Source organism: Microcoleus sp. PH2017_05_CCC_O_A, assembly GCF_020738785.1.
Taxonomy (GTDB): Bacteria; Cyanobacteriota; Cyanobacteriia; order Cyanobacteriales; family Microcoleaceae; genus Microcoleus.
The window spans coordinates 38,424-45,364 of the sequence record NZ_JAEQCB010000030.1 but is presented as its reverse complement, the minus strand read 5'-3'; the positions used below and the strand labels follow the sequence as shown (position 1 = coordinate 45,364).

Genomic DNA, 6,941 nt, shown 5'->3' with positions numbered 1-6,941 from the left:
TCTATCTGGGAGTCAATTTATACCCAGGCTTTTATTGAGTATGAGACTGACTATCGTCTGAGAGATTGGACAGGAAGTCCAGACGGGGAGCGGGGCGAACTGAGACGGCAGATAGTCACGAAGGCGTTGTCGCTGCTAGCACAGCAGATGGGACGGAATGTGGCAATTGATTTAGAGAAATGGGTCAGGTTTCACGAATGCTGTCCTGAAGCCGAAAGAGCGATGACAGAGTGGCAAATTACTCTTAGGTATGCCTATATTTCGCCAAAGTCCCGTCGTTATCCTCGAAAAGTTCCTCCACCCGCCGTCTTAGAGCCAATATTACCAGAGATTTCTGAACTGGTAGCTTTGGCTCGCAGAACCGAGATTAAGGACGCTTTGAAGCGTGTCGCTCCGCCCCCCCCATACGAGCAGATCCCCTACGAATATATGGAGCATTGTTATGAAGAGTTAATGCTATCTCAGGTAATCGATCGATCGCTGACGCTGAAAGCTTTGCAAACAATTGCCTCTAAACTCAACGACACGGAACGTTCAGAAGTGGCGATGTGGGCGGAGATTCAAGCTCGGACTATGAGTAGATATGGTAAACCAGAGAATCTGTGTGGAGATAAGTATTTGCAAGTTGAACTACCTTGCTTTGATGTTCCATCATTACTTGACTTTTCTGCTTTAGATGAGAGTGCTTGACGGAAGCCACCACGAGGATCAGACTTTGGATTAATGAGTGATAAGCTGTTCTACATCTAAATTGTCAGCTTAATACAGTGTTTTATGGGTAGGAGCAGGGGTAGCAGGAGCTGCTCTGGTTACATTAGAAATAATTGCAAGGCTTCTGGGGTTAGAGTTACGTTCTAAGCCTTGATAGACACGATCATTTATGACAAAACTAAACTGTTTGGAACTTGATTTTTCTTGGAAAGACACTGAAAGCTCGGAGTATTTGGAAGCTTTGTCTTTACCCACTTTACCGTGGGCTGCTCCTTTCCTACCGCTGTTAGGATTGCCAAATGCTCTATTAGAGCAACCATCTATCTGGGAGTCAATTTATACCCAGGCTTTTATTGAGCATGAGACTCGCTATCGTATGAGGGATTGGACAGGCACACATGGGGAGCGAGGCGAGCTTGTACGGCAGATAGTGACCAAGGCTTTACCGCTGCTGGCACAGCAGATGGGACGGAATGTGGTACTTGATTTAGAGAAATGGGTCAGGTTTCACTTTTTCTGTCCTGAAGCCGAAAGAGCGATGAGAGAGTGGGGAATAACTCTTCGGATTGCCTATTTTTCACCAAATTCCCGTAAGTATCACAGAAAAATTCCTCCACCCGCCGTCTTAGTGCCGATATTGCCTCTTATTGCTTCCCTGGTAAATCTCGATCGCAGAACCGAGATTAAAGACGCTTTGAAGCGCGTCGCCCCGCCCCCACCATACGAGCAGATTCCCGAAGAATATATGGAACATTGTTATGAAGCAACGATGCTATCTGGGGTAATCGATCGAGCGTTGACGCTGAAAGCTTTGCAAACAATCGCCTCTAGAATTATGTATAGAGATGGTAAGCCAGAGAATCTGTGTGGAGATAAGTATTTGCAAGTTGAACTTCCCTGCTTTGATGTTCCATCATTACTTGATTTTTCTACTTTAGATGAGAGTGCTTGACGGAAGCCACCACGAGGATCGGACTGTGGATTAATGAGCGATACATACGATCGCCCTGCGAGCCTTTTTTGCAAGGAATTGATGGAAGTCAGTAAACTCTAGTGGAGAACCGGAGTATAATCAAAGGTGAGGAGTGAGAATTTGGAACTCAAAATTGAGAATGATTCTAAAATCTGACTTCGGAGTTGAGAATTCTGGTACTTTCAAGTGCAACTATGGTAGAACTCTCCTGTAAAAGCGAATACGCAATCTTAGCTTTGCTGGAGCTGGCCGATTGCTACGATGAGGGCGAACCCCTGCAAATTCGCCAGATAGCTGCTCAGCAAAATATTCCCGATCGATATTTAGAACAGTTGCTCGCTACCATGAGACGCTGCGGGCTGATTCGCAGCCAGCGAGGAGCTAAGGGTGGTTATATCTTGGCGCGGGAACCGTGGAAAATTACACTGCTCGAAATTATCAACTGTCTCGAAGGCTCAGACTTCGATCGCTCTGAAAAAGACTCGCCTGCTCAAACTGTAGAAAGTGCTGTGATTTGGGAAGTTTGGCAAGAAGCGCGATCGATCGCCAACTCGGTGTTGCAAAAATATACGCTACAAGATCTGTGCGAAAAACGCAATGGCAGACGGCAGCTCAATATTATGTATTACATCTAGTTAAGCCGACGCGCGTCTAATTTTCAAAATCCTGTTTTTTCAAACAATCAGTGCGGTAGGCGAGAGAGCCAGCCCTAAAAGTTAAATCTCAATACGCAATAGCTTAATATTGCCAACTAGGAATTAACATTTACTTTCAACAACAAGCAGACAAAGATTATGCGTATTGCTGGCGACATTACAGAATTGGTGGGGCACACACCCCTGGTGCAACTCAACCGCATTCCCCAAGCCGAAGGCTGCTTGGCTCGGATTGTAGTCAAACTCGAAGGCATGAATCCGGCAGCATCAGTAAAAGACCGGATTGGTGTCAATATGGTGAATCAAGCCGAGGCAGAAGGGCTGATTACTCCCGGGAAAACGGTTTTAGTAGAACCGACATCTGGCAATACCGGAATTGCTCTAGCAATGGTGGCGGCCGCAAAGGGCTACCAGTTGATTTTGACCATGCCGGATACGATGAGCACGGAACGTCGATCGATGTTACGAGCTTACGGAGCTCAACTAGAATTGACTCCCGGCATTGAAGGCATGAGTGGCTGCATTCGGCGCGCTCAAGAGATTGTAGACAAAACTCCGAATGCGTATATGTTGCAGCAGTTTCGGAATCCAGCCAACCCGGACATTCACCGTTCGACAACGGCTGAGGAAATTTGGGCAGATACCGACGGCGAGGTGGATTTCCTGATTTCTGGAGTCGGCACTGGCGGCACGATTACTGGTGTTGCAGAGGTGATTAAGTCCCGGAAACCCGAGTTTAAGGCGATCGCCGTTGAACCAGCAAACAGTCAGGTACTGTCGGGCGGAAAGCCCGGGCCTCATAAAATTCAAGGTATCGGTGCAGGTTTTGTGCCGCCAGTGCTGAATGTAAATGCGATCGACGAAGTGATCATTGTTACCGATGACGAGGCGATCGCCTACGGGCGTCGCTTAGCCAGAGAAGAAGGACTTTTGTCCGGTATTTCCAGCGGTGCGGCACTGTGTGCAGCTTTGAAAGTCGGCAAGCGTCCTGAAAATGCAGGTAAATTGATTGTGATGATTCAGCCTAGCTTCGGCGAGCGCTATCTCAGCACTCCCTTGTTCCAGGATCCAGAACTGAATCTGGCGGTGGCTGTCAACTAAACTAGCCTCCGGCGCGAGTTGCAGAAACTGAGGGCAGGGCGTAGAATGTACGCCCTGCTTGGCTTTTGAGATGAAAAAATTGCGATAGATTATTAGACAAGATTGCATAAGTCTTCGATCGATCCTTCAAGCGCAGATGTCAGACAGATGCAACCGACGATGCAACGCAGATAATTTCAGGGTGTTTTCCGATTTTTGCAATTCAAGTCTATTGTCGATCGCGATCGAGCAATCGCCCTGACGGTTACGATATTCTCGCATTGTACAAACCGCTCGTAAAAACCCAGACAAGGCTACCCAAAAGTAGTCAATGTTAGACATCTACGTTGGTAATTTTAGTGCACATTCCTAAAAATACAGGAATAAACTGCAATCCCTCTATTCCCTTCATGAAGTCAGGAATTACTTTTATAGCTCTATTTATGCTGCCATTAGTATCAGCTTAAATTGAATCCCATTCCGCTTCTTGAGATTCCTTTACTAAGATGAATTTTGGGCTTGCGACATATTGAACTCAAGCCTGCTGACTTCTGCTGTAGTAAGTCGCCAATGTTAATCCGCTTGCCATTTCAAAAGTATGAATGTTTTTTTTAAGATTCTTTTTTAATATATTTATGATACTCTAAAAGCAGATGTTTTTTACCTGAAATTGCTGGCATTTATATCGTATAAATACTTGGTATATTAGCAAATAATGATATTTTTGTCAAGCACTTTTTCGCAGATTATCCAGATTTCAAGGAAATAATAGCGTGTCTTCTGTTACCAATCACTACAAAACCCTAAAAATTAGCCCAACCGCAACCCAAGCCGAGATTAAACAAGCATACCGCCGTTTAGTCAAAATATTTCATCCAGACAGCCAGAGTGCGACAGCCGGTCACGAAGAGATTGTCCGCCTCAATGCAGCCTATGAAATATTAGGAGATGCCCAGCAAAGACAATCTTACGATCGCCAAATCTCCCAGCCCAGCGAAGAGCAATCACCCTACGCGCCAAACGTTACCCGCCAGCGACAACAAGCAGCGCGGGACGCCGACGAACACATGGAACAGTGGCTGATTAAAGTATACAAACCAGTCAATCGAATACTCAACAACATCTTGAAGCCGCTGAAAAAGGAAATAAACGAATTGTCAGCAGATCCGTTCGATGATGAACTGATCGAAAAGTTTCAAGCTTATATCGAAACCTGTCGCGATTTTCTTTCAAAAGCTAATGACTTTCTGAGGGTGATGCCCAATCCATCTAATGTAGCCGGAGTTGCGGCCCATCTTTACTACTGCATCAATCAAGTGGGAGATGGCATAGAAGAATTGCATTTATTTACCCTCAATTATGACGATCGCCATTTGCACACAGGTCAAGAACTGTTTAGAATTGCTGCTAGACTGCGGCGGGAAGCACAGGAGGAATTGAAAATTAGAAGTTAGTGAAGAAGTTATGGTTATTGGTTATGGGTTATTTGTTATTGGTTATTTGTTGCGGGCTATCAATAACAAATAACAAATAACTTCTAATTCATTCCCAATTCCCAATTCCCAATTCCCAATTCCCAATTCCCAATTCCCAATTCCCAATTCCCAATTCCCAATGAGTTCTGAATGTCAAATTCCAAAAAGAACTTGAATTCGCTTCCGGATTTTAATAAAAGGAGTTTGTTCCAGAGAGTCGCCCTCTAACAATCCCAAATCTCTCAAAGCTTGCTGGCGTTCGGACAATTTTTGAGCAATCTGATCCGCCAAATTCGGTTGTTCTGTTAAAAGTTTTTGCAAGTCGTGGCGTTCCACCACAAACAAAATTGCATCTTCGCTAGTTTTAACAGTCGCCGTTCTCGGAGTTCCCAACAGCAAAGAGATTTCCCCAAAAAACTCGCCCTCGTGAAGCGTCGCAATATACTGATCGGCTTTTTGAGAAAGAACTTCTACAGAACCAGAAAGAATAATATAAAAAGAATCGCCAGGGTCATTTTCATTGCAGACAATCTGTCCTGTTGGAAAAAGTTGTCGGTAGCCGTATTCAATTAACTGCCGCAGTTCTACATCTGTACACTGTTCAAAATAAGTTACTCGCCGCAACAAATCTCGTAGCGTCCAATTATTAGGGGATTTAACCCCTTGCTTTTTAGGCTCGGAAACGGTGGAATTAGATTTGAGTTCGGCTGAATGTTTGGCATTCTGGGGGTAAACTTGACCGTTTGAATTATCGTCTTTGTGATTATTGTGAAAATGTTTGGTTAACTCTTGCGGGTTCCGCAGCCACAAATCCCGCTGGGGAAATGGGATTTCGATATTGCGGTGGCGCAATTCATAATCTATTAAAAAGTTGACCGCACTTTTAATTTCATCGCTTTTCTGTGGCTGGTCAATCCAAATTAAAAGTTCAAAATCTAAAGCGTTATCTCCAAACCCGCGAAACCAAACTTTCGGAGAAGGATGTGATAAGATATTCGATTCCAGTCTCGCAGCGACTAACAGTGCTTCTGTAACTAATACTGGGTCAGTTCCATAGGCAACGCCGACGGGGATGTGGACGCGGCATCTGGGGTCTCTATAACTCCAGTTAATAATGTTGGTTTCGACAAACTTGATGTTTGGTATGATTACAAATAGTCCGTCGATTGTTTTGATAATTGTGGAACGGATGGAAATATTTTCAACTGTTCCTAATAAATGGTCAATCTCAATAAAGTCTCCGACTCGAATTTGCTGCTCAAATAGTAGGGTCAGACCGCTGATAAAGTTGCTGGCGAGATTTTGCAAGCCGAAGCCGAAACCAATGCCGACGACGCCAGCTAAGACTGTCAGAGAGGTGAGATTGAGCCCTGCACCTTGCATGACGAATATACAGCCAAGGGTTGCTAAGATGTAGCTGATGATGGTGGAAATTGCTTCCCGACTGCCCCGATCCAATCCCATCCTAACTAGCAGGCTGCGTTTGATTCCTTCACTGATGAGACGAGCTATAACGAAGGCTAATATAGCTAATATTATCAGTTTGACGATCGCACTAATGGACAGATGAGTGTCCCCGATATAAAATAGGGGAGTTGCGATCGCACCATACAAATTTTCAAAAAAGCGATCGGCTTGTTCAGTAATCCAATTCATTAAGATTTGGTAATGAGTAATTGGTGATGGATGATTAGTTTTGCTGGCAACTGAACCGCAAACTCCTGACTGTGGCAGAGTTTATGCGAAAAACCCGAACTGCGGAGTGCGCTGTGTTGCAAAAAGGTCGTCAAGCGCAGCTACCCTGTTGGGAATCGCACTTTCTCAAAGATTCTTAGCTGATGGAAAAGCAACTGATGGCGAGAAACGGTTTTGTAGCGGTATTTTCTGCCCGTGATATCTGTGTTGTGGCGTACCATAAGCCCAGCGGCTGGTGAGGCAACGTGTTGCCAATATCTCAAAAATTGGTAGAAATTCATTCGCAGCACCCTAAAATTATCGAAAAATTCCAGCAAAAATTAGTTTATCCTTAAGAAGTAAGTCCTTTAC

Annotated in this window: 6 protein-coding genes; 5 read left to right on the top strand and 1 reads right to left on the bottom strand. The window is 44.7% G+C overall.

Annotated features, from left to right (window positions below; translation table 11 throughout):
- From JGK20_RS09305 to JGK20_RS09285, 5 genes are all read left to right on the top strand, one after another.
- A partial coding sequence (locus JGK20_RS09305) for a hypothetical protein (RefSeq protein ID WP_293199053.1) occupies positions 1–690 on the top strand: 690 nt, incomplete at its 5' end.
- A gap of 190 nt (positions 691–880) precedes the next feature.
- Positions 881–1,663, top strand: a complete 783-nt coding sequence (locus tag JGK20_RS09300) for a hypothetical protein (RefSeq protein WP_293230171.1) — start codon at positions 881–883, stop codon at positions 1,661–1,663.
- A 215-nt stretch (positions 1,664–1,878) separates the two neighbouring features.
- Entirely contained in the window at positions 1,879–2,319 is a 441-nt protein-coding gene (locus JGK20_RS09295) for an Rrf2 family transcriptional regulator (RefSeq protein WP_293185915.1), read from the top strand.
- Between the two features lie 159 nt (positions 2,320–2,478).
- Positions 2,479–3,441: a cysteine synthase A gene (gene cysK / locus JGK20_RS09290; RefSeq protein WP_293185913.1), complete on the top strand. Its 963-nt coding sequence runs from the start codon at positions 2,479–2,481 to the stop codon at positions 3,439–3,441.
- A gap of 752 nt (positions 3,442–4,193) precedes the next feature.
- Positions 4,194–4,874: a J domain-containing protein gene (locus JGK20_RS09285; protein ID WP_293191502.1), complete on the top strand. Its 681-nt coding sequence runs from the start codon at positions 4,194–4,196 to the stop codon at positions 4,872–4,874.
- A 174-nt stretch (positions 4,875–5,048) separates the two neighbouring features.
- Here JGK20_RS09285 and JGK20_RS09280 read toward each other — a convergent pair whose 3' ends face one another.
- Complete coding sequence (locus tag JGK20_RS09280; RefSeq protein WP_293191504.1) at positions 5,049–6,551, bottom strand: cyclic nucleotide-binding domain-containing protein; 1,503 nt, start codon at positions 6,549–6,551, stop codon at positions 5,049–5,051.
- Between the last annotated feature and the right edge of the window lie 390 nt (positions 6,552–6,941).